A 20,944-nucleotide genomic window follows, 5' to 3' on the forward strand; every position below is an offset into this window, starting at 1 on the left:
CGAGAAGACTATGCCAAAACGTACTGACATAAAAAGCGTCTTAATCTTAGGTGCTGGCCCGATTGTCATCGGTCAGGCCTGTGAATTTGACTACTCAGGTGCGCAAGCCTGTAAAGCCCTTCGTGAAGAAGGCTTCCGAGTAATCCTTGTGAACTCGAACCCTGCAACCATCATGACAGACCCTGTTATGGCGGATGCGACTTACATCGAGCCAATCGAATGGCAGACGGTTGAAAAGATCATTGAGAAGGAGCGTCCAGACGCTGTTCTTCCAACAATGGGTGGTCAAACAGCATTGAACTGTGCCCTAGATCTTGAGCGTCACGGTGTTCTAGAAAAATACAATGTTGAAATGATCGGTGCGACAGCGGACGCTATCGACAAGGCCGAAGACCGTCACCGTTTCGACGAAGCGATGAAGGCTATCGGCCTAGAATGTCCTCGTGCGGGTATCGCGCACAACATGGACGAAGCGCTTGGTGTACTTAACGAAGTTGGCTTCCCATGTATCATTCGTCCATCGTTCACAATGGGTGGTACCGGTGGTGGTATCGCTTACAACATGGAAGAATTCGAAGAAATCTGTACTCGTGGTTTGGATCTTTCGCCAACCAACGAGCTTCTAATCGACGAATCTCTAATCGGTTGGAAAGAGTACGAGATGGAAGTTGTACGTGACAAAAACGACAACTGTATCATCGTTTGTGCGATCGAAAACTTCGATGCCATGGGTGTGCACACTGGTGACTCGATCACCGTTGCCCCAGCTCAGACTCTGACTGACAAAGAATACCAAATCATGCGTAACGCTTCTTTGGCGGTACTGCGTGAGATCGGTGTAGAAACCGGTGGTTCGAACGTACAGTTCGGTATGGATCCTAACACTGGTCGTCTAGTGGTTATCGAGATGAACCCTCGTGTATCTCGTTCTTCTGCTCTAGCGTCGAAAGCAACAGGTTTCCCAATCGCGAAAATCGCGGCGAAATTGGCGATCGGTTACACGCTTGATGAACTACAGAACGACATCACTGGTGGTCTAACGCCAGCGAGCTTCGAGCCATCAATCGACTACGTTGTAACGAAGATTCCTCGTTTCACATTCGAAAAATTCCCAACCGCAAACGATCGTCTTACTACGCAGATGAAATCTGTAGGTGAGGTAATGGCAATCGGCCGTACGTTCCAAGAGTCTATGCAAAAAGCATTGCGTGGCCTTGAAACGGGTTCTGACGGCTTCAACCCTCAGCTAGATCTTGCTGATGAAACCAGCAAAGAGAAGCTACAGCGCGAACTGAAAGCACCAGGTGCGGACCGCATTTGGTACATCGGTGATGCCTTCCGTTCTGGCATGAGCGTTGACGAAGTGTACGAAGTGACTGGCGTAGATCCATGGTTCCTAGTACAAATCGAAGACCTAATCAAAGAAGAGCAAGCGCTAGAAAACGCGGGTCTTGCAGATCTTGATTACGATTACATGCGTCGCCTGAAACGTAAAGGTTTCTCTGATGCCCGTCTAGCATCGCTACTAAGCGTAACTGAGAAGTCTCTACGTGAGCGCCGTTACCTAGTCAACGTACACCCAGTGTACAAGCGCGTGGATACGTGTGCAGCGGAATTCGCATCCAACACTGCGTACATGTACTCAACGTATGAAGACGAGTGTGAAGCAGCGCCAAGCGATAAGCAAAAAGTCATCATCCTAGGTGGTGGTCCGAACCGTATCGGTCAAGGTATCGAGTTCGATTACTGCTGTGTACACGCGGCCCTAGGTCTACGTGAAGATGGCTTCGAAACCATCATGGTTAACTGTAACCCTGAAACGGTTTCGACTGACTACGACACCTCTGATCGTCTGTACTTCGAGCCAGTAACACTGGAAGACGTACTAGAGATCGTTCGTACTGAAAAACCAACTGGCGTTATCGTTCAGTTCGGTGGTCAAACACCGCTTAAGATTGCTCGTGCCCTTCAGAACGAAGGTGTGCCAATTATCGGTACCACACCAGAAGCGATCGACCGTGCCGAAGACCGTGAGCGTTTCCAAAGCATGATTCAGCGCCTAGGCTACAAGCAGCCTAAGAACGCGACGGTTCGTTCAACGGAACAAGCGATCGTTAAAGCGGCTGAAATCGGTTACCCACTAGTGGTACGTCCTTCTTACGTACTAGGTGGTCGCGCGATGGAAATCGTCTACAACGAGAAAGAATTGACTCGTTACATGACGTCTGCGGTAAAAGTGTCTAACGACAGCCCGGTATTGCTAGACCACTTCCTAAACTCAGCGATCGAGATCGATATCGACTGTATCTCTGATGGTGAGCAAGTCGTGATCGGCGGTATCATGCAGCACATCGAACAAGCGGGTGTTCACTCTGGTGACTCTGCCTGTTCTCTACCACCATACTCATTGCCAGCGGACGTCCAAGACGACATCCGTGAAATGATCAAATCTATGGCGCTTGAGCTTGGTGTTATCGGTCTGATGAACACTCAGCTAGCGGTGCAAGACGGTGAGATCTACGTCATCGAGGTCAACCCTCGTGCATCACGTACCGTGCCATTCGTTTCTAAGTGCATCGGTCGTTCACTCGCTCAACTTGCAGCGCTAGTCATGGCAGGTAAGTCTCTTGCTGAGCTTGGCTACACTGAAGAAGTCATTCCTGACTACTACAGCGTGAAAGAAGCGGTATTCCCGTTCAACAAGTTCCAAGGCGTTGACCCAATTCTTGGCCCTGAGATGAAATCAACAGGCGAAGTTATGGGTGTGGGCGATACATTCGCTGAAGCATTCGGTAAAGCAGCACTAGGTGGTGGTACCGTACTACCTACTTCTGGCCGTGCTTTCATGTCTGTACGTGACCAAGATAAGCCTGGTGCAGTGGAAGTCGCTAAACGTCTGATTGGTCTAGGTTTCGATCTAGTAGCAACGGGTGGTACTGCGAAGTTCCTTGCGGAAAACGGTGTTGACGTGAAGAAAGTCAACAAAGTAAACGAAGGTCGTCCACACATCGTGGATATGTTGAAGAATGGCGAAATCGCTTACATCATCAACACGACTTCTGGTACGCAAGCGATTGCAGACTCTTCTGTGATTCGTCGTACAGCACTGCAAGGCAAAGTATGTTACACCACGACTTTGGCCGGCGCTGATGCCATGAGCCTAGCGATTAGCAGTGCTAACGAAGAAATCAAAGTCAGAAGACTGCAAGATCTGCATTCGGGGAAATAATGAAAAAAGTACCTATGACGATGGAAGGTGAAGCGCGTCTACGCGAAGAGCTGAACCATCTTAAAACTGTGGTTCGTCCACGTGTGATCGCGGACATCGCCGAAGCACGTGAACACGGTGACTTGAAAGAGAACGCGGAATACCACGCGGCTCGTGAAGAGCAAGGTTTCTGTGAAGGCCGCATCTCTGAGATTGAAGGTAAGCTTTCAGACTCACAAGTGATCGATGTGAAATCTATCCCACACACAGGTAAGGTGATCTTCGGTACCACAGTGACATTGTTCAACGTGGATACAGAAGAAACGGTGACTTACAAAATCGTGGGTGATGACGAATCGGATGTGAAAGCGAAGAAAATTTCTTACGCATCACCGATCGCGAAAGCGATCATTGGCAAGATGGAAGGCGACGAAGTCGCCATTCAGATTCCAGCCGGTGAAGTGGTTTACGAAATTGAGACCGTTGAACATATCTAAGTTCAGCAATCGCTGATATGAAAAACGCCAAGAGGGAGACTTCTTGGCGTTTTTTTGTTTTGATAGAGTAAATTTTTTGTCAGAGTCGCCGACAAGTCGTTATGTGTGACGCATGATGTTTTAACTAATGGACGAGCTTTCATGAACCGAATTCTCTTATCTGTATTCTGTGCCGCGATACTGTCAGGCTGTGGTACGCCTGAGGAATCTGCGGATGGCGAGCAAACCGATGGTGGTACTGAAACACCAACGACCCCAACTGAGCCGACTACGCCTACCGAGCCAGCCACGCCAGAAGAACCTGAAGAACCCGAAGAGCCAGAGACACCGACTGAGCCCACCACGCCAACCGATCCTAGCGAGACACCGGATCCTGCTGAGTATACGGTCGATGCTGCCTTACAGGCGCCAGTGTCTTTGACGGCGGTAGCCGCCAATCAACAGGTGGTATTACGCTGGAATGAGGCACCCAATGCCGCTGCGTATACGGTCTATTACTCCACGGAAGAAATCACCGCAGACAGTGATCTATCCAGCCTGATGATCGCCGTCGATAATTTAGAGAGTACCAGCTATATCTCTCCTGCGGCGTATTTAAGCAATGGCAGTCCTTACTATGTCGCCGTGGTGGCGAAGGAATCACTGACGTCGACCAGTGTCAGTAGCTTTAGTCCAATCAAGGCATTTGTGCCGCAAGATAATGGTGTTGTGGCGCAAGACTTTGTGCAGATGCGTGAGTTAAATGATACCGGCACACGCTATGCGGCGACGTCGGACAGTCACCTAGAGGGCTGTGCCGAGGGCGACCGTGCTAGCCAAGGCCAAGACTGTAGTTTTGGTCGTGATGTGGACACCATTGCCAATGGTGATGACGACGGTATTGCTGGCTTTAGCTTGAGCAAAATCGGTGACGATGGCAGTGTCTTAACCGCTGACTCAGAAGACTGGAATTGCGTCTTAGACCAGGTGACAGGCTTAATGTGGGAAGTGAAGTCGGCTGGTGACAGTGCCCGCGGCAACGCCCTAAGCAGTGACTTGCATGATGCGGACGACGCTTTTACTTGGTATGAGCCGACACTCAGTGGCTCGGGTGTGACAGAGGGGGTGGAATCGCATACCAATGCGCCGGATAGCTGCTTTGGCTACAACGGCTCTGACAGCTTCTGTAATACCTCTGACTTCCGTGCTCGGGTTAACGCGGCTGGATTGTGTGGCTACAATGATTGGCGTCTGCCGACAGCGCGAGAGTTGATGAGTATTGTCTACTATGGTGACAGCTTTGCCCGTCGTACGACCTATGCCATTGACACCAACTTCTTCCCGTTTACTGCTGATACCGTGGTAGACAGTTATTGGACCACATCGCCCTATTACGACGTCAGTGATGCCAGCCGTGCTTGGCGTCTTTACTTGCGTGACACGGTGTCGAGTGGCCAAAACCTCGGCAAGATGAATAATATGTCTAAGGGCACCAGTGCTGGTGTGATGTTAGTGAGGACTGCCCATGAATAAGTTTCTGATCGCCTCCATGCTAACTGGCGTACTGGCTGTGCAGGCGCAGGCGGCGTGTAATACTTCGACCATTGCGGCAACTACGCCGAATGAAAACTTTACCATTGATGAAGACAATGGTGTGGTGCTAGATCACACCACAGGCTTGATGTGGAAGCGTTGCGTCGAGGGCTTTACGGGGGCTGATTGCCGCTCCGGTGATGCGATGCAGTCGACCTTTGTCGCAGCAGTAGAGCACATCGATGCCTTGAATGAAGGGGAGGGTTTTGCGGGTTACAACGATTGGCGTTTGCCAAACGTGAAGGAGCTGCGCAGTATCGTTGAAGAGCGTTGCGCTCGACCATCCTTGAACGAAGAAGTGTTTCCACTGAAAAATACGGATGCCGCGGACGATCGTACCACCATCAATAGTATGACCTTGTTCACCTCAACGCCGACTTCCTACTATGACTCAACCGATACCTTTATTTGGACGGTGAGTTTTGGCACTGGTGAATTGGATCGTAGCTCATTGCAGGAATACAACTACATTCGTTTCTTCCGTTTAGTGCGGGACGCACACTAGTGAGCAGAGCAAAACGAAAAAGGCCTTCACCAACGTGAAGGCCTTTTTTATTGTTAGGCTGCGAAGAGCTTAAGGTGAGTGCTATTGAGCGTCTTTAAATGCCGCGATCAGGGCTTGGGTAGACGCATCTAATTGGCTGTTGTCGGTATCCGTGACAAGGCGCTGATAGACGTCGGTGCCCAATACTTTACCCAGTTCTACGCCCCATTGATCAAACGAGTTAATGCCCCAGATGGTGCCCTGCACAAAGGTGCGATGCTCGTACAGTGCAATCAAAGAGCCAGTGCTGAATGGCGTTAATTGCTCTGTCAGTAAGGTGTTGCTAGGGCGGTTACCCGGAATGACTTTGTGCGGTGCAATCGCCGCCACTTGTGCTTCAGAAGCACCGGCATCACGCAGTTCTTTCTCGGCTTGTGCTAGGCTCTTGCCCACCATCAGCGCTTGCGACTGACTTAGGCAGTTAGCAAACAGCTGAGCATGGTGATCTGCCACTGGGTTGTGGGTTTTCAACGGTGCGATAAAGTCGACCGGCACTAGGCGTGTACCTTGGTGCAATAACTGGTGGTAAGCGTGCTGGCCATTGGTGCCGGCGCCGCCCCAGATAATTGGGCCGGTATCGGTCGCTACGCCTGAGCCATCCACCAAGTTAGCTTTACCATTACTTTCCATATCCAACTGCTGGATGTGTGCAGGCATAGCACGTAGGTAATGATCGTAAGGGATCAGTGCGTGGGTTTGAGCGTTATGGAAGTTGCTGTACCAAACGCCCAATGCCCCCATGATGACCGGTAAGTTCTGGGCAAATGGAGCGGTTTTAAAATGCTCATCCATGGCGTAGGCGCCGTCTAGCAGCTCATAGAAATTATCCATACCCACGGCTACCGCAATCGGTAAGCCAATCGCTGACCAGAGTGAGTAGCGGCCGCCAACCCAGTCCCACATTGGGAAGATGTTTTCTTCCGCCATGCCGAATTTCACCGCTTTCTCAACGTTAGAGCTAACCGCGGCAAAATGTTTCTTAATGTCTGCTTCTGGTACGCCTTCGGCAATACACCAAGCACGGGCAGCGTTGGCATTGTATAGGGTTTCTAAGGTACCAAAGGATTTGGAGGAAACGATGAAGACTGTGGTTTCCGCATTCAGTAGTTTGAGCTTTTCAGTGATGTCTGAACCATCGATGTTGGCAACAAAGTGTACCTTGATGTCGTCTTTCTTATACGGCGTCAGTGCTTCGGCCACCACTTTTGGGCCAAGGTAGGAGCCGCCGATGCCAATCGATACCACATCGGTGATTTTCTTGCCGCTGTGACCCTGCCATGTGCCACTGTGCAGTTGTTCAACAAATTGCTCCATCTGCGCTAAGGTTTGGCGCACTTCATCGAGGACGTTCACGCCATCAACCAATAAGCTGTCTTGCGCTTTGCTGGCGCGCAAAGCCACATGCAAAACAGAGCGGTCTTCGGTGTTGTTGATGTGATCGCCTTGGAACATACCTGTGATGGCAGACTTCATGCCCGCTTGCTCGACTAATTGCAGCAGCCATTTCATGGTGTCGGCGTTGGCACGGTTTTTAGAGTAGTCCAATGTCCATCCTGCCGCGGATGCTTTGAAAGACTCGGCACGTGTTGCATCCTCAGCAAAGAGCTCAGTCATCTTTACTGAAGCCATCTCTTGCTGATGCTGTGCCAGTGCTTGCCACGCGGAGTGTTGCGTTGGTGAGCTCATGACAATCTCCCTAGATTGAGTATAAGAGGGTTACGGTAGATCAACGGTGAGGTTGTCGATCAACCGAGCTTTGCCTAAATAGGCGGCCACTAGAATCACTAGTCGCGTCTCTTTCTCTGATGGTGTTAGTAAATCGTGTTGTGCACGTATTTCAAAGTAGTCACGCTTGAACCCCACTGCTTCAAGCTTCTGTTGAGCTTGTTCGCAAATGTCAGCGTAGCTTACGTGACCTTCTAGGATTTGTTGCTTCGCCCATAGAAGGGTTTGGTAAATCGTTGTGGCTGTGTTGCGCTCAGCCTCAGTCAGGTAGCCGTTGCGCGAGCTTAATGCCAGACCCGACTCTGCACGAGCAATATCCACGCCAATGACTTCTACATTGGAGCTTAGGTCGCGCACCATGTCTTCAATGACTTTTAATTGTTGATAATCTTTGTTACCAAATATCGCACAGTCTGGCATAACAATGTTAAAAAGCTTGGTCACCACCGTGGCCACCCCAACAAAGTGGCCTGGGCGTGTGGCACCACACAAGATGTCGGACAAACCCGTGACTTCAATCTGGGTTTGGCTGCGTTTGCCATCTGGGTACATTTCTAACGCTGTAGGGGCGAATAGGTAGTCGCAACCGTTGCTCTCCAGCAAGTGTTGATCTTCTTTTAGGGTGCGCGGGTAGCGCTCTAGATCTTCATTGGCTGAGAACTGCATTGGGTTGACGAAGATCGATGACACCACCACGTCGCCTTCTTGGCGAGCGCGGCGGACCAGATCCATATGGCCTTCGTGTAGATTGCCCATGGTTGGGACGAAAGCAATGCGTTTGTCTTGAAGGCGTTCGCTTTTTAGGGCTGTGCGAAGTTCAGCTACAGTGTGAAATGTTTTCATGCGTCAAATGTGTGCTCGGGTGCTGGAAAAGTGCCGTTCTTCACTTCGTCGACGTAAGCGGCGAACGCGTCTTTAATGGTGCGACCATCGGTTAAAAAGTTCTTAACGAAGCGCGCTGGGCGGCCAGTGTTGACCCCCAGCATATCGTGCATCACCAGTACTTGGCCATCGGTATCGGCGCCGGCGCCAATGCCAATCACTGGGACGCTAACGGCTTCGGTTAAAGACTTGCCTAGCGCGCTAGGAATGCATTCGTATAATAAAATGTCAGCGCCTGCGGCCACTAGGTCTAATGACTCTTGAAGGATCAAATCGGCTGCGGCCTGATCCTTGCCTTGTACTTTGTAGCCACCTAGTTTGTGAACCGCCTGTGGTGTTAAGCCTAAGTGGGCGCACACAGGGATGCCACGCTCAGACAGTAGGCGTACGGTATCGGCGAGCCAGCTACCGCCTTCAAGCTTGACCATATGAGCGCCGGCTTGCATTAGCTTAGCGGCGTTGTCTAGGGCTTGGTTGGGCGAGCTATAGCTCATAAAAGGCATGTCAGCGAGGATGAAAGCATGGCTGTTGCCGCGTTTGACGGCAGCCGTGTGATAACACATATCATCGATTGAAACCGGCAGCGTGCTGTCTTGTCCTTGTACCACCATACCGAGAGAATCGCCTACCAGAATGGTTTCGACGCCTGCTTCGTTCATGGCATGGGTAAAGGTTGCATCGTAACAAGTGAGGCAGGTGAACTTCTCACCGGCTTGCTTCATACGTTGTAGCTTGGACAGGGTAATGGGGCTTGCTGGTTTTTTCGCTGACGTGTCTGAATACATGGTTATGCTTCTTCGATTGCTACCAAGTCGCTGGTATCAAGTTGAATGACATGCTCTGCAACGGTTTTGCCATTGTGCAGCAGCAGCTCTGGCGCTAGATCAAGCAGGGGACGGATCACGAACCCGCGTTCTAGCATAAATGGGTGCGGTACGGTCAGGCGTGATAATGCAATGGTGTCTTGGTTGAACAGCAGAATGTCCAAATCTAGGGTTCTTGGTCCCCAGTGGCGTTCACGCACACGACGATGGTCTTGCTCAATACCTTGCAGCAAATCCAGAGTGGCAATGCCATCAAGCTGCGTTTCAAAGCACGCCACGGCATTGACGTAGTCCGGTTGGTCTTGCGGGCCAACCGGCTTGCTTGAATAGATGGTTGAACAATGAAAGTTGGCAATGTCGCTGTGTTGAGATAGCTGTTCAATGGCACTTTTTAGCTGTGCCAACGGGTTTTCTAAGTTGCTGCCTAGGCCAATGTATACCTTGTTCATAGATGATCTCACTGTTCTTGTGAACGTTTCGCGTTACTGCTGCGACGGCGGCGTGGGCGACGACGTTTGGCTTTTGGCGCATCGTCCGCTTTACGCTCATCGGCTTTGTTGATCAGGTCGCGTTGTTGGTTTTCAGGAGCCTGTTGGAAGTTGCTCCACCATTCGCCTAGACCGCCTAGGTTGGTGCCGCTTTGCTCACGAATCAATAGGAAGTCATAGGCGGCGCGGAAGCGTGGGTGTTGCAACAGGGTGAAAGCGCGTTTGCCATAACGTTTTGGTAAGCGGAATTGCAGATCCCAAATTTCACGCATCGGTGTCGAGAAACGACGCGGGATCGCCGTTGCAGCCACTTGGTTGTCCAGTACCATGGTTGCGGCTTGGTGCAATGCTGGTAGCTCTGGTAAACCTTGCTTTTCAAATTCTTCGTGGCGCAACGCGACGCTTGGCCACAATAGGATGGCATACAAGAAATAAGGCGCGGTGCTGCGACCACTTTGGATGCGTTCATCGGTGTTGAGTAAGCCTTGCATAATAAAGGCTTCAGGGTCGATGTCTTTACGCTGCCAACCGCTTTTCAATAGCGCGTCGGTATCTGGGAACAGGTACTTGAATAGGCCGTATTCGCGCAATAGCTTGAATGTCTCGACACCGTTGCCGCTGCCCAACAGCTTGAGTACTTCTTCGAATAAACGAGCCGGTGGAATGTGGTCCAGTAGGTGTGCCATTTCTTTGATTGGTGCGGCAGTTTCCGCTTCAATGGAAAAGTTTAATTTGGCAGCAAAACGGATCGCACGCAGCATGCGCACAGGGTCTTCTTGATAGCGCTGACGTGGATCGCCAATGATACGGATCTGACGTTTTTCAATATCCGCTAGACCACCACAGTAATCGTTGATTGAGAAATCGGCGATGTTGTAATACAGAGCGTTGAAAGAGAAGTCGCGGCGCTCCGCGTCCTCTTCAATCGAACCGTAGACGTTGTCGCGTAAAATAATGCCGTGTGATGAGCGCGCCGTGTCTTTGTTTTTTAGGGATTTTTGCTGTTCTGGTTCGGCTGGCTGTTGTGCGGCGGTATTGGCGCGGAAGGTGGAGACTTCAATGATTTCTCGACCATAGGTGACGTGCACCAGTTTAAAGCGTCGACCAATCAAACGAGAATTGGAGAACAGTGCGTGTGCTTCTTCCGGCGTGGCGTTAGTCACCACATCGAAGTCTTTTGGCTCTATGCCAATCAAGTGATCTCGAATACAGCCGCCAACGAGATAGGCGTCGAATCCTGCCTCATTAAGGCGATATAGAACTTTCAGCGCATTGGGGCTGATGTTCTTTCTCGAGAATGTATGTTGGTCTCTAGGAATTTCTAGAGGTAGTTGTCGAGACTCATCTGAGTCAAATAAGGAAGTCGCTTTACGAACCAAAGACCTAAAACCTGCAAGCATTATTTAATTAATTTCAACAATTGATGGGTGTAGTTATTCTACACGGCTAGGATAGAAGATACACGATAAACAGAGAAGGAATTAGCTTGGAAAGGTGTGACAGAAAAGAAAGAGGGAAGCGAAAATAAAATAATCGCTTTGGATACATCGAAGATACTAGTTCCGAAAACAAAGTGGGTGCTGCTTCTGCAGTTCTACTCAGGTTTTATTTTTATTTTTGCAATGTTTTCATCGCCTTTCGGCTTGTATATCTAAAAAAATCAATTATCCAAAGCGATCTTTCCATCCGCAGCCTCAGGTTTTATTTTTATTTGCAGAGGCTACGGTGTTCCTTTTATTTTATTTTTATTTGAAGGAACGTACACAATGATTAACTTATTTTTATTATGTCAATCTTGTTATCGTTGTGTCCTATATAAGGCATTTGTTGTGCCAATTTTCTCAAAATACTGAAAAATAAGGAATTTTAAAAAATGTTGTGCACTTTTTTTACGATATTGCAAGGTTTTGATGGGTAGTGTCGTAACAAGTGTTACTTTTATTCCGTTACTTTTCTGGGCACGCCAAGCTTTTGGCGTCTTTCCCAAAGGCTTTTTCGGGAGATGCCCAGAGACTGTGCAAGCTGAGTTTCAGTCATTTTATGTTGGTGCGTCAGCACAAAGTGTTTGAAGTAATCGTCTAGCGTGGTGCCTTCAATGACAAACTGTGAGGGGCTTTCTGAGGCGCCGCCAGTGTGCACGTCTTTTGTTACCTTTGTGTGACTGTCTTTGCTTTTCAGTTTGAGATTGCTGGCCTCTAGTTTGCCTTCTGGACTCAGAATAATAGCTCGCTCTAGGGCGTTTTCCAGTTCGCGCACGTTGCCGGGCCAGTTGTGGGCGCGGATCGCCTTGTCAAAGGTCTTACTGTAGGGGGGCACCGGTTTATCGTGCTTTTTGCAGGCTTTCTCTAGTAATGTCTTTGCAATCAATGAGATATCTTCGCCACGCTCGCGCAGGGCAGGTACGGTGAGCTCCATCACATAGAGACGGTAGTATAAGTCTTCACGGAACATGCCGTTTTGTACCATTTGCAACAGGTTACGGTGGGTAGCTGTCACCAGTCGGATGTCCACTTGAGTGGACGTGACCGCACCCACGCGGCGAATTTCCCCTTCTTGTAGTACGCGTAGCAAGCGCGCCTGAGCCTCTAAGGGGAGCTCGCCGATTTCATCGAGGAATAACGTCCCTTGATCCGCTGCCACGATTAGGCCGTCGCGAGCCGACACGGCACCGGTGAACGCGCCTTTCTCGTGACCGAATAGTTCGGATTCAATTAAGTTTTCCGGGATCGCGGCACAGTTAACACTGATTAAAGCGTTGTTTTTACGCTTAGACAGATTGTGGATGGATTTGGCCACCAATTCCTTACCCGTGCCGGACTCGCCGTGGATCAGTACCGTGGCATTGGTCTTGGCCACTTTTTGCAGTTCATCAAACAGTATGTGCATAACGGGGCTATTACCGATGATGCCGCTCTCAGGAGAGCCTAAGGTTGGGCTGCTGGGAGGCTGGCTTTGCTCGGCAAACAGGCTGATGTCCGCTGTGCTATCTGCTTTTAGCTCCGCACCTTTAGTTTGGCCATGCTTCGGCTTTTCGAGCGCTTCGATGACCTGTGCCAGTACGGTGTCGGGGTCGGTAGGTAACGGGATAAAGTAGTTGGCCCCTTTGGCCATGTATTCAATGGCGCTATTGAGGCTGGGGCGTTGGTCAAAGATGATAAAGGTTTGTTGGCTGACCTTTGCCAGCGATTCGTCGGGGGCAACCTCAGCATCAATCAGTAACAGTTCGAAGTCATCCAGTTCGTAATACTTGATGGCTTGCTCAATGGTTTGGCTAATGTTGACGTGAAAGCCATTGCGGCTTAGCCAGCGATCTACTTCTTTAAGTGGCGAGTTGTCGCCACAAATCACCATTACGTGATACATCCTGTCACCCCTTGTAACTTGATGTAACGATTATACTCACTTTGCTCCTGTGTGCGAGTGTGGGATTAGCGGATGAAATCTTGATCGCTGTCTTGCAGGGGGAGGCTTGCTTGGCATAGGCGCTGTTGTGACCAGTGCTCACTGGCCCAGTCTAATAAGCGTGCTATGTTAAGGTCGCTAGGGATGTTGCTTAGGCCAAGATAATGCAGTACCCGTTGTAGGACTCTCACCTCACCATTGGGAATGGCTTTAGCGTGGTTCTGTTTACTGATCTTATCGCCATGCTCATTGATGATGAGTGGTAAATGGCAAAGCTCAGGCGCTTGCCAGGCAAACTGTTGATACAACCACAGTTGCTGACCGGTCGTCTCCAGCAAGTCGGCGCCGCGCACTATGTGGCTAATGTTCTGTAGGTGGTCATCCACTACCACCGCCAGCTGGTAAGAAAAGTAATCGTCTTTGCGCTTCAGTACTGGGTGGTTCAGCGGTTGGCGAACATCGAAATGCTGCGGCCCTTGAATCGGATCAATAAACTCGTAAATGCCTTGATCGCATTGGGCGCGCCAAGAATGCGCTGTTTGGGTGTCACTGTGGCAGCGGCTTGGATGTAACCCTTGTGTGGCTTTCAAGGAGGCTCGAGTGCACTGACATGGGTAGGCCAAGTCGCGCGCAATCAGTTTTTCTAAGTGGTGCTGATATAAATCGTAGCGTTCAGATTGAACCAGAATATCTTCATCAGAGAACAGTTCATAACTATGTAGGGTACTAATAATAGCTTGCTGAAAAGCTGTAGAGCAGCGTGTGCCGTCAACATCTTCGATGCGGATTAACCAAGTCCCTTGCTGTTGGCGGGCGTCCAAATAGCTGGCCACAGCACTGAGGAGGGAGCCAAAATGCAGCGGGCCGGTTGGCGAAGGGGCGAACCGGCCGCGATAAGCAGTGGGCATGAATTAACCGCCGATTTGCTTCTCTTTGATCTCTGACAAAGTCTTACAGTCGATACACATGGTCGCTGTCGGACGCGCCTCAAGACGACGGATACCGATTTCGATACCACACTCATCACAGAAGCCGTAGTCGTCTTCGTTGATGCGTTCGATCGTTTGGTTGATCTTTTTAACCAATTTACGCTCACGGTCACGAGCACGTAGCTCTAGGCTAAATTCTTCTTCTTGGCTGGCACGATCGTTTGGATCTGCATAGTTCACCGCTTCTTCTTGTAAGTTGTGTACTGTGCGATCAACCTCTTCCATTAGGTTTTGCTTCCAGTTGAGAAGGATGCTTTTAAAGTGCGCCAATTGTTTTTCGTTCATGTACTCTTCACCTTTCGCCGCAACGTAAGGTGTAAAGTCTTTCATCAATGATTCAGGATTTTTACTTGGCATAGTCTTGCCTCACTTCCCAGGTGTCCTTGTGGTAACCTGTTTACATTAAGTTAAGGTGGTTTAAATTTTCGGGCGGAAAGTTATCAGATAATTTGTGCCATAACCACATTTTTTGCGCAAAAACTTTATTCTTTTGTCGCGCACTTTTAAGGAGTTTAAAGATTAGTATGCAGACTTTAGCGAAACGCGTCGAGCAAATAGCCCCTTTTCAAGTCATGGCCGTGATGGAGCGTGCTAAACATCTGCAAGCTGCGGGAGAGGATGTGATTCACCTCGAAGTGGGCGAGCCAGACTTTACGGCCCCTGAGGTAGTGAATGAAGCGGGCATAGCGGCGATTCGTGAAGGTCGTACGGGTTATACCGCAGCCACTGGACTGCCAGAACTGCGTCAGGCGATTAGTGAATTCTATCTCGAACGTTATAAAGTTCAGGTGGCGCCGGAGCGTATCGTCGTCACACCTGGGGCATCCGGTGCCTTGCTGCTATTGAGTTCTTTAATGGCTGAAGTCGGTTCAGAGGTCTTAATGCCAGACCCTTGTTATCCTTGTAACCGACACTTCTTGTTACAAGTGGGTGCTCAAGCGCGTATGTTGGAGTGCTTGAGTGAGCACAACTTTGAAATTGACTTAGATTCACTGGCGTCCCATTGGCAGGCGCAAACCACGGGGCTGTGGTTGGCATCGCCTGCGAACCCAACCGGTTCAGTGCTTGCCAAAGACTACGTCGTTAAAGCGTGGGATATCGTGCAACAGCAGGGTGGTCATATGTTGGTGGACGAGATTTACCAAGGCTTAGTATTTGAGGGCGAGGACTTTACCGCGTTGAGTGTCAGTGATGACATCTTTGTGGTGAACAGCTTTTCGAAATACTTCGCCATGACTGGCTGGCGTTTAGGTTGGATTGTGGTGCCTGAATGGGCTATTGAAGGGGCCACCAAGCTGGCGCAAAACCTGTTTATCTCAGCCCCTTCGATTGCCCAATATGCAGCTTTAAGAGCCTTCCAGCCAGATGTGTTGGCCGAATGTGAGCAGCGTCGACAAACCCTTGCCGAACGTCGTATGACCTTGCTTAAGGGGTTAGAGAAATTAGGCTTGCCGATTGCTTCTGCGCCACAGGGGGCTTTCTATGTCTACGTCGATGTATCGAGCATTACCACAGATGCCATGCAATGGTGTTTAGCTTTATTAGAGCAAGAGTTCGTCGCGCTTACCCCTGGGGCAGACTTTGGTATGAAAGATGCCCACAAATATGTGCGCTTCGCTTACACCTGTGATTGTCAGCGTATTGAGCAAGCGTTAGAGCGCATTGCGCGCTTTATACAGGCCTAGTTTTTATTGACCTCAATCGTGTTCTGCTGAGGTTTTCTAAAAGCTGCTTCAAATGTGCATTATTACTCTGCATTATAGTTTCCATTGTGATGAACATAGAAAAGTGAAGGGTAGCAATGCACAAAGTTCATTTATGGCGTCGCTTGGCAGCGGCGTTCTACGATTCCTTACTATTAATTGCCTTGTACTTTTTAGTCGGTTGGATTGCTGTAATGGCCAATGATGGCGAAGCAGTGCAGGGTATGTGGCTGTTTTGGTTGTTGCTGTTGATTGCTTGGGGTTTCTTTGTAAAGTTTTGGCGTTACCCAGGTCAGACCCTAGGCATGCAGGTGTGGAAGTTTCGTGTGGTGCAAGAAAATGGCGCCCCTCTGACAGTACGACAAGCGACGGCTCGCTATGTGTTTGCGTTGGTGTCTTGGGGCTGTTTTGGATTGGGCTTCTTGTGGGCTCTGATCGATAAGAATCAACAGACTTGGCACGATAAGTTGTCGCAAACTCGGTTAGAGTTTATTGATCATAAACAACGCAACCCCTCTTAGGTTGCGTTGTTGCTTTAGACCTTAGTGGCGACGTTTGAGCAGATATAGGCCGATTGCAAAGCAGGCTAGGATCGGCAATAGAATACCCGCCAACGGTGGCAAAGAGCTGACTAGGCTTAAGCGGCCCATGATGTAGAGCGTGTTCTGAAACGCGAGACCGATCAATACCCCAGAAAAGATACGCCCCCCCATGGTCGACGATCGCAGTGGCCCAAAGATCGTTGAAATCGCCACGATCACCAGTGCCAGTGAAGACAGTGGGCGGAACATCTTACTCCAGAAAGACAGCTCATAATCCCCAGGGTTAAGCCCCTGTTCTTTTAAAAAGCTCGAATACTGATACAGCTGCGTCAGTGACAGACTGTCAGGTTCTTGTGTCGACAGGTACAAATAGTTTGCTTTGAGTGACGAGTACCACTCTTGTGACTCGGCATGGCTGACGATCACCTGCTCCTCAGTAAAGGTAGAGGTGGCGATGTTGTGCAGCGTCCAAGTGTTTTCTGATTCTTGGGTTGCACTTCGGGCGGTGTGGATGGCTTGTAAGGTGTCCTGTTCGCGATCGTAGATGGTGATGTTGTACAGCTTACCTTGGCGGTCCGCAGCATCAATGTAAACATAGTCGCCGTTGGCTTTTAACCAGCTACCGCCGGTAATGGCGAAGTTGCTGTTGACACCTACTTGTAGCTTGTCCACCAAGTTGGCTTTTTGCTCCGCAATCGGGGAAACATACTCCGCCACCAGTAGTCCAGCTAATGCCAAAGCCAGCACGGGTTTACAAGCGGCAAAACCCAAGCGCCATAGGGGCACCCCTGCGGCGCGCATAACGGTAATCTCTGAGGTCGACGCCAAGGCGCCTAGGCCGACTAGCGTGCCGATCAATGAAGCGACGGGCAGGTACTCGGCCAGTTTCCCCGGGATACGTAAGCCGAGGACTTGAATTAATGTCGCGGCGGTGTATTGCTCGTTTACCTTTTTGACCTCTTCGATAAAGGTGATGGCAAAATCCAATCCGAGCAAGACAAAGGCGACCAAGCAGACGGCAAGAAAAACGCTCATGCCAATGTAACGATCGAGCTTACGCATGACGGCCTCCAGTGTTTTGCTCAGGTAAACGCGCCGCTTTTCGAGAAAACGCTTGGTTAAACAGCAGGAAGGTGTAAGTCGCGATCATAATAAACAGCATATGCACCCACCATAAGCCAAGCTGGGCTGGGATGATCTGTTTTTCAAGGGCGGTGCGCCCCCAAATAAGCAATCCCAGATAGGTGATCAGTAACACGATGGCGGGCAGCATTTTAAAGAAGCGACCTTGACGTGGATTTACCTGGCTCAACGATAGGCCAATCATGGCGAGAATCGGCACGATCACTACCAAACTGATGCGCCAATGCAGCTCTGCTACCAGCTTCGGGTCGCTCGCGTTCAGCAAGGATAGTGTCGGTTGGGCTTCTTCGGCAGTGATTTCACCGGCCGGTGTATCTTCAATACGAATGGCATAGGTATCAAAGGTGGTAATGCTGTAATGTCCCGTGCCTGGGCGGCCTTCGTAGCGCACGCCGTCTTTGAGTACTAGGTATTGCAAACCATCGTGCTCGGCAAAACGTACTAGCTCACCATAGCGTGCCAAGGTTTGTGATGGCACCAGTTGCCCACCTTTATGGGTATTGTCAGAGAGAAAGAGGTTCTCCATCCAGCCTTCGTTGGGGGTGAAGTCTTCGATATAGGTGGCCCGTTGGCCAGAACCTTCGAACTTGCCGGGTTGTAAGAAGTCAAATGCCGTTAATTGATTTTGGGCTTGAGTGATTTCTTGGGCTTTATACTCAAAGGTAGGGGACAGCCAAAAATTGATAAACGCCGACAGTGCTGTCACAAAAAATGCGATACCTAGGGTGTACCCTGCGAGCTTAAGCTTGCTGACACCGCTGGCGAATAGGATCGACATTTCATTTTCGATGTAAAGTCGACCATAGGCCAGCAACAGCGATAGGAAAAAGGCTAACGGTAAAATGACCTGAATAAAGCTTGGGACGTGTAGACCTAATAAAATAAATAGGAAGTCAAAGCTCATGCGGCCATCCGCGACGCGACCGAGATAGTTAAAAATGCGTCCGCTTAAAATGACAAGAAGTAAGATGAGGGTCACCGCTGCGGTTGACACCAACACTTCTTTAGCCAAGTATCTGAATAGTTTCAAAGGAACCTCTACTGGAGTTCTAGCGTGACTTCAGGTGATCGCTACAAAAAAGTTAAACGGCTAATATTATCTCGATAGTTGCCGTAGGTAGCCAGTATTTTAGAAAGATTATTGAATTGGATGGGAAATATGAAAACACAATTGTTCAACAATGTTGCTGACGTCCAGGCAGACTTGCTTGCGGTATTTGTTCCAAGTGAAGGGGATTTACCAGCTGCAACGGCGCAAGCGGATGAAAAAGTGAATGGTCAAATTGCCGCACTTCGTGAACAAACCGTTTTCAAAGGCTCAGTGGCGCAGACTTTATTGTTACCAAGCACAGTAGCGGGTCAGCCGGCTTTATTGTTGGTCGGAACTGGTAAAGACACACTGTCAGATATGAATGTGAAAAAAGTAGCAGCGGCATTGGGCGCACAAATTAAAGCCTTGCCATACGCTAATGTGGCGGTCGCGGCGAGTGGTTTGTCAGTGAAAGAGCGCGATGCGGACAATATCACTACCTTGTTGGCGCAATGGCTAAATGAAGCCTTCTATGAGTTCCTTGGTTTTAAACAGTCGGATGCAGAGAAAGTAAGCAAGGTTGAAACGCTGCAAATCGAAGGCACAAACGAAGGTGCACTGAAAGTAGGTGTGGCAACAGCGGCTGGTTCTGCCTTTACCCGTCAACTGGGCAACCTACCAGGTAATGTTTGTACGCCAGCATACCTAGCGTCGAAAGCTCAGCAGTTGGGCGAAGACTATGGCATCGAAGTGGAATTGCTCGACGAAACCAAGATGGATGAACTGGGCATGCACTGTATGCTGTCCGTTGGCCGTGGCAGTGATCAACCAAGCTACCTAATCGTGATGCATTACCGTGGTGGTAAAGAAGATGAAGCGCCGCATGTACTTCTTGGTAAAGGTATCACCTTTGATACTGGCGGTATCTCGTTGAAGCCAGGTGCGAAAATGGACGAGATGAAGTACGACATGTGTGGTGCTGCCAGTGTCTTTGGTACTATGAAAGCCATCTGTGAGCTAAAACCTGCATTGAACTTCACTGCAGTGATTGCCGCTGCGGAGAACATGCCAAGCGGTCGTGCCACCAAGCCAGGTGATATCGTCAAAACCATGTCTGGCAAGACCGTTGAAGTGCTGAACACCGATGCCGAAGGTCGTTTGGTGCTGTGTGATGCGTTGACTTATATTGAGCGTTTTAAACCACAATCTGTTGTGGATATCGCGACCCTGACGGGGGCCTGTATCGTGGCGCTTGGCAGTGTTAACTCTGGTATGTACGCCAACAAACAAGACGTGGCGGAGGCACTTAAAGTGGCCAGCAAAGACGCGGCGGATAAATTATGGCAGATGCCATTGGACGAAGAGTACCAACAGCAACTTGACAGTAACTTTGCTGACATCGGTAACATCGGTGGCCCAGAAGCGGGTTCTGTTACGGCAGCGTGTTTCTTGTCGCGCTTTACTGAAAGCTACCCTTGGGCGCATTTGGACATTGCCGGTTCCGCATGGACGGGGGGCGCAGCCAAAGGTGCCAGTGGTCGACCAGTTGGCCTGTTAACTCAATATTTATTGAGTAAAGCTAGCTAATTGCTTTTAAAGTATTTAAAAGCCCTGCCGTCATGTATTGCGGTGGGGCTTTTTAGTTTTAGTCGGCGCTGAGTAGCGACTTTAGTGTTAGCGTGATGAAAATGTTAGCGACTGTAACTAGTGTGCAGCAAATGGTGGGTATAGATTGAGCCGCTCCGCTGAGGGTGGACTTTTGCGGGCGTCAGTGCGAAAGTTGTACAACTTGATCGTTTCCTAACGGGATAATCAGTGGCCGTGTTTGCCCCTGAAGATGCCGATAAACTTGGCTTTGATTGTGGTTTTTTATGTCTGATGTGCTTTCTGATGCTCAAATGTATTTGTCTGAGCCGGACGAAACTGTCCTAACGGCCGCGCTGCGCAACAAAGATGACATCCCTATTTTGATGGATGTGGTTGGGGCGGATGAGGTTACCACGCCTGTTAGCCAAGAAATGCATCTGAAAAAACTGCTTTCAAGCGACAAAGAGCCGGAAAAAGCGGCCACGCATTTTCAATACGAACCCCCTGAAACGCGCAAATCAGAGTTTCAATACGAACCGCCAGAGGACACGGTGGCAGAGGTAGCGCAAACTGTCACTTCGTCAGTGAAACAGAGTGCTGAAGCCCTTGCCACAGCGCCGCAAAAGTCCAGTAAAAGCGATCAATCGCAGATTATCGCCGCGGCCATTCGCAGTGTTCTGGAACGCCGCTTGCCACAGTTGGTCGCAGAAGTTATGACAGAAATCTCAAAACGTGAAGAGCAGTAGCTTCACGTGACTTTCTCGGCCGCTGCGTAAGCGTTATAATTCCCGCAACTTAATTTTTGCCA

At 49.8% G+C, this 20,944-nt stretch carries 18 protein-coding genes; 8 read left to right on the forward strand and 10 right to left on the reverse strand.

Features of this window, described 5'->3' with window-relative positions; genetic code table 11:
* The first annotated feature begins 10 nt into the window (after positions 1-10).
* From carB to MAQ5080_RS07755, 4 genes are all read left to right on the forward strand, one after another.
* Positions 11-3,229 (forward strand): carbamoyl-phosphate synthase large subunit, encoded by a 3,219-nt coding sequence (gene carB, locus MAQ5080_RS07740; protein WP_067208446.1) that lies wholly within the window; start codon positions 11-13, stop codon positions 3,227-3,229.
* Positions 3,229-3,705, forward strand: coding sequence for a transcription elongation factor GreA (gene greA, locus MAQ5080_RS07745; protein ID WP_067208449.1), 477 nt, complete (start codon positions 3,229-3,231; stop codon positions 3,703-3,705). Before carB ends, greA begins: the two co-directional genes overlap by 1 nt.
* A 141-nt stretch (positions 3,706-3,846) precedes the next feature.
* On the forward strand, positions 3,847-5,217 hold the full coding sequence (locus tag MAQ5080_RS07750) for an Lcl C-terminal domain-containing protein (protein ID WP_067208452.1): 1,371 nt from the start codon (positions 3,847-3,849) through the stop codon (positions 5,215-5,217).
* Entirely contained in the window at positions 5,210-5,782 is a 573-nt protein-coding gene (locus MAQ5080_RS07755; RefSeq protein ID WP_067208455.1) for an Lcl C-terminal domain-containing protein, read from the forward strand. Before MAQ5080_RS07750 ends, MAQ5080_RS07755 begins: the two co-directional genes overlap by 8 nt.
* 81 nt (positions 5,783-5,863) lie before the next feature.
* Here MAQ5080_RS07755 and pgi read toward each other — a convergent pair whose 3' ends face one another.
* The 8 genes from pgi to dksA all read right to left on the reverse strand — a co-directional run bounded on the left by pgi (position 5,864) and on the right by dksA (position 14,488).
* Positions 5,864-7,507: a glucose-6-phosphate isomerase gene (gene pgi, locus MAQ5080_RS07760; protein WP_067208458.1), complete on the reverse strand. Its 1,644-nt coding sequence runs from the start codon at positions 7,505-7,507 to the stop codon at positions 5,864-5,866.
* A 30-nt stretch (positions 7,508-7,537) separates the two neighbouring features.
* The gene (gene panC / locus MAQ5080_RS07765) at positions 7,538-8,389 is read right to left on the reverse strand and encodes a pantoate--beta-alanine ligase (RefSeq protein ID WP_067208461.1); all 852 of its coding nucleotides are present in this window, start codon (positions 8,387-8,389) and stop codon (positions 7,538-7,540) included.
* Complete coding sequence (gene panB / locus MAQ5080_RS07770) at positions 8,386-9,213, reverse strand: 3-methyl-2-oxobutanoate hydroxymethyltransferase (RefSeq protein ID WP_067208464.1); 828 nt, start codon at positions 9,211-9,213, stop codon at positions 8,386-8,388. The genes panC and panB overlap by 4 nt, the downstream gene beginning before the upstream one ends.
* Before the next feature lie 2 nt (positions 9,214-9,215).
* Positions 9,216-9,701: a 2-amino-4-hydroxy-6-hydroxymethyldihydropteridine diphosphokinase gene (gene folK, locus MAQ5080_RS07775; protein WP_067208467.1), complete on the reverse strand. Its 486-nt coding sequence runs from the start codon at positions 9,699-9,701 to the stop codon at positions 9,216-9,218.
* Between the two features lie 8 nt (positions 9,702-9,709).
* Positions 9,710-11,140: a polynucleotide adenylyltransferase PcnB gene (gene pcnB, locus MAQ5080_RS07780; RefSeq protein ID WP_067208471.1), complete on the reverse strand. Its 1,431-nt coding sequence runs from the start codon at positions 11,138-11,140 to the stop codon at positions 9,710-9,712.
* A 538-nt stretch (positions 11,141-11,678) separates the two neighbouring features.
* Positions 11,679-13,103 carry a sigma-54 dependent transcriptional regulator gene (locus MAQ5080_RS07785; protein WP_067208474.1) on the reverse strand — a complete coding sequence of 475 codons (1,425 nt, stop codon included), beginning with the start codon at positions 13,101-13,103 and terminating at the stop codon, positions 11,679-11,681.
* Positions 13,104-13,168: 65 nt separating this feature from the next.
* Positions 13,169-14,050 carry a tRNA glutamyl-Q(34) synthetase GluQRS gene (gene gluQRS / locus MAQ5080_RS07790; protein ID WP_067208478.1) on the reverse strand — a complete coding sequence of 294 codons (882 nt, stop codon included), beginning with the start codon at positions 14,048-14,050 and terminating at the stop codon, positions 13,169-13,171.
* A gap of 3 nt (positions 14,051-14,053) precedes the next feature.
* Entirely contained in the window at positions 14,054-14,488 is a 435-nt protein-coding gene (gene dksA / locus MAQ5080_RS07795; protein WP_067208481.1) for an RNA polymerase-binding protein DksA, read from the reverse strand.
* Positions 14,489-14,655: 167 nt separating this feature from the next.
* Here dksA and MAQ5080_RS07800 point away from each other — a divergent pair, with 167 nt between their 5' ends.
* A complete protein-coding gene (locus MAQ5080_RS07800) occupies positions 14,656-15,816 on the forward strand; it encodes an aminotransferase class I/II-fold pyridoxal phosphate-dependent enzyme (RefSeq protein ID WP_067208485.1) in 1,161 nt (386 codons plus the stop codon).
* A gap of 116 nt (positions 15,817-15,932) precedes the next feature.
* Entirely contained in the window at positions 15,933-16,355 is a 423-nt protein-coding gene (locus MAQ5080_RS07805) for an RDD family protein (RefSeq protein ID WP_067208489.1), read from the forward strand.
* 21 nt (positions 16,356-16,376) lie between these two features.
* Here the strand turns inward: MAQ5080_RS07805 and lptG are convergent, their stop codons facing one another.
* Positions 16,377-17,438, reverse strand: a complete 1,062-nt coding sequence (gene lptG / locus MAQ5080_RS07810) for an LPS export ABC transporter permease LptG (protein ID WP_067208492.1) — start codon at positions 17,436-17,438, stop codon at positions 16,377-16,379.
* Positions 17,431-18,549 carry an LPS export ABC transporter permease LptF gene (lptF, locus tag MAQ5080_RS07815; RefSeq protein WP_067208495.1) on the reverse strand — a complete coding sequence of 373 codons (1,119 nt, stop codon included), beginning with the start codon at positions 18,547-18,549 and terminating at the stop codon, positions 17,431-17,433. Before lptF ends, lptG begins: the two co-directional genes overlap by 8 nt.
* Before the next feature lie 129 nt (positions 18,550-18,678).
* Here lptF and MAQ5080_RS07820 point away from each other — a divergent pair, with 129 nt between their 5' ends.
* Both MAQ5080_RS07820 and MAQ5080_RS07825 read left to right on the forward strand, forming a co-directional pair.
* Positions 18,679-20,136: a leucyl aminopeptidase gene (locus tag MAQ5080_RS07820; RefSeq protein WP_067208498.1), complete on the forward strand. Its 1,458-nt coding sequence runs from the start codon at positions 18,679-18,681 to the stop codon at positions 20,134-20,136.
* A gap of 284 nt (positions 20,137-20,420) precedes the next feature.
* Positions 20,421-20,882 (forward strand): hypothetical protein, encoded by a 462-nt coding sequence (locus MAQ5080_RS07825; protein WP_067208501.1) that lies wholly within the window; start codon positions 20,421-20,423, stop codon positions 20,880-20,882.
* Positions 20,883-20,944: the final 62 nt, after the last annotated feature.

The sequence above is a fragment of the Marinomonas aquimarina genome (assembly GCF_900089755.1).
In the GTDB taxonomy this organism is placed as follows: Bacteria; Pseudomonadota; Gammaproteobacteria; order Pseudomonadales; family Marinomonadaceae; genus Marinomonas; species Marinomonas aquimarina.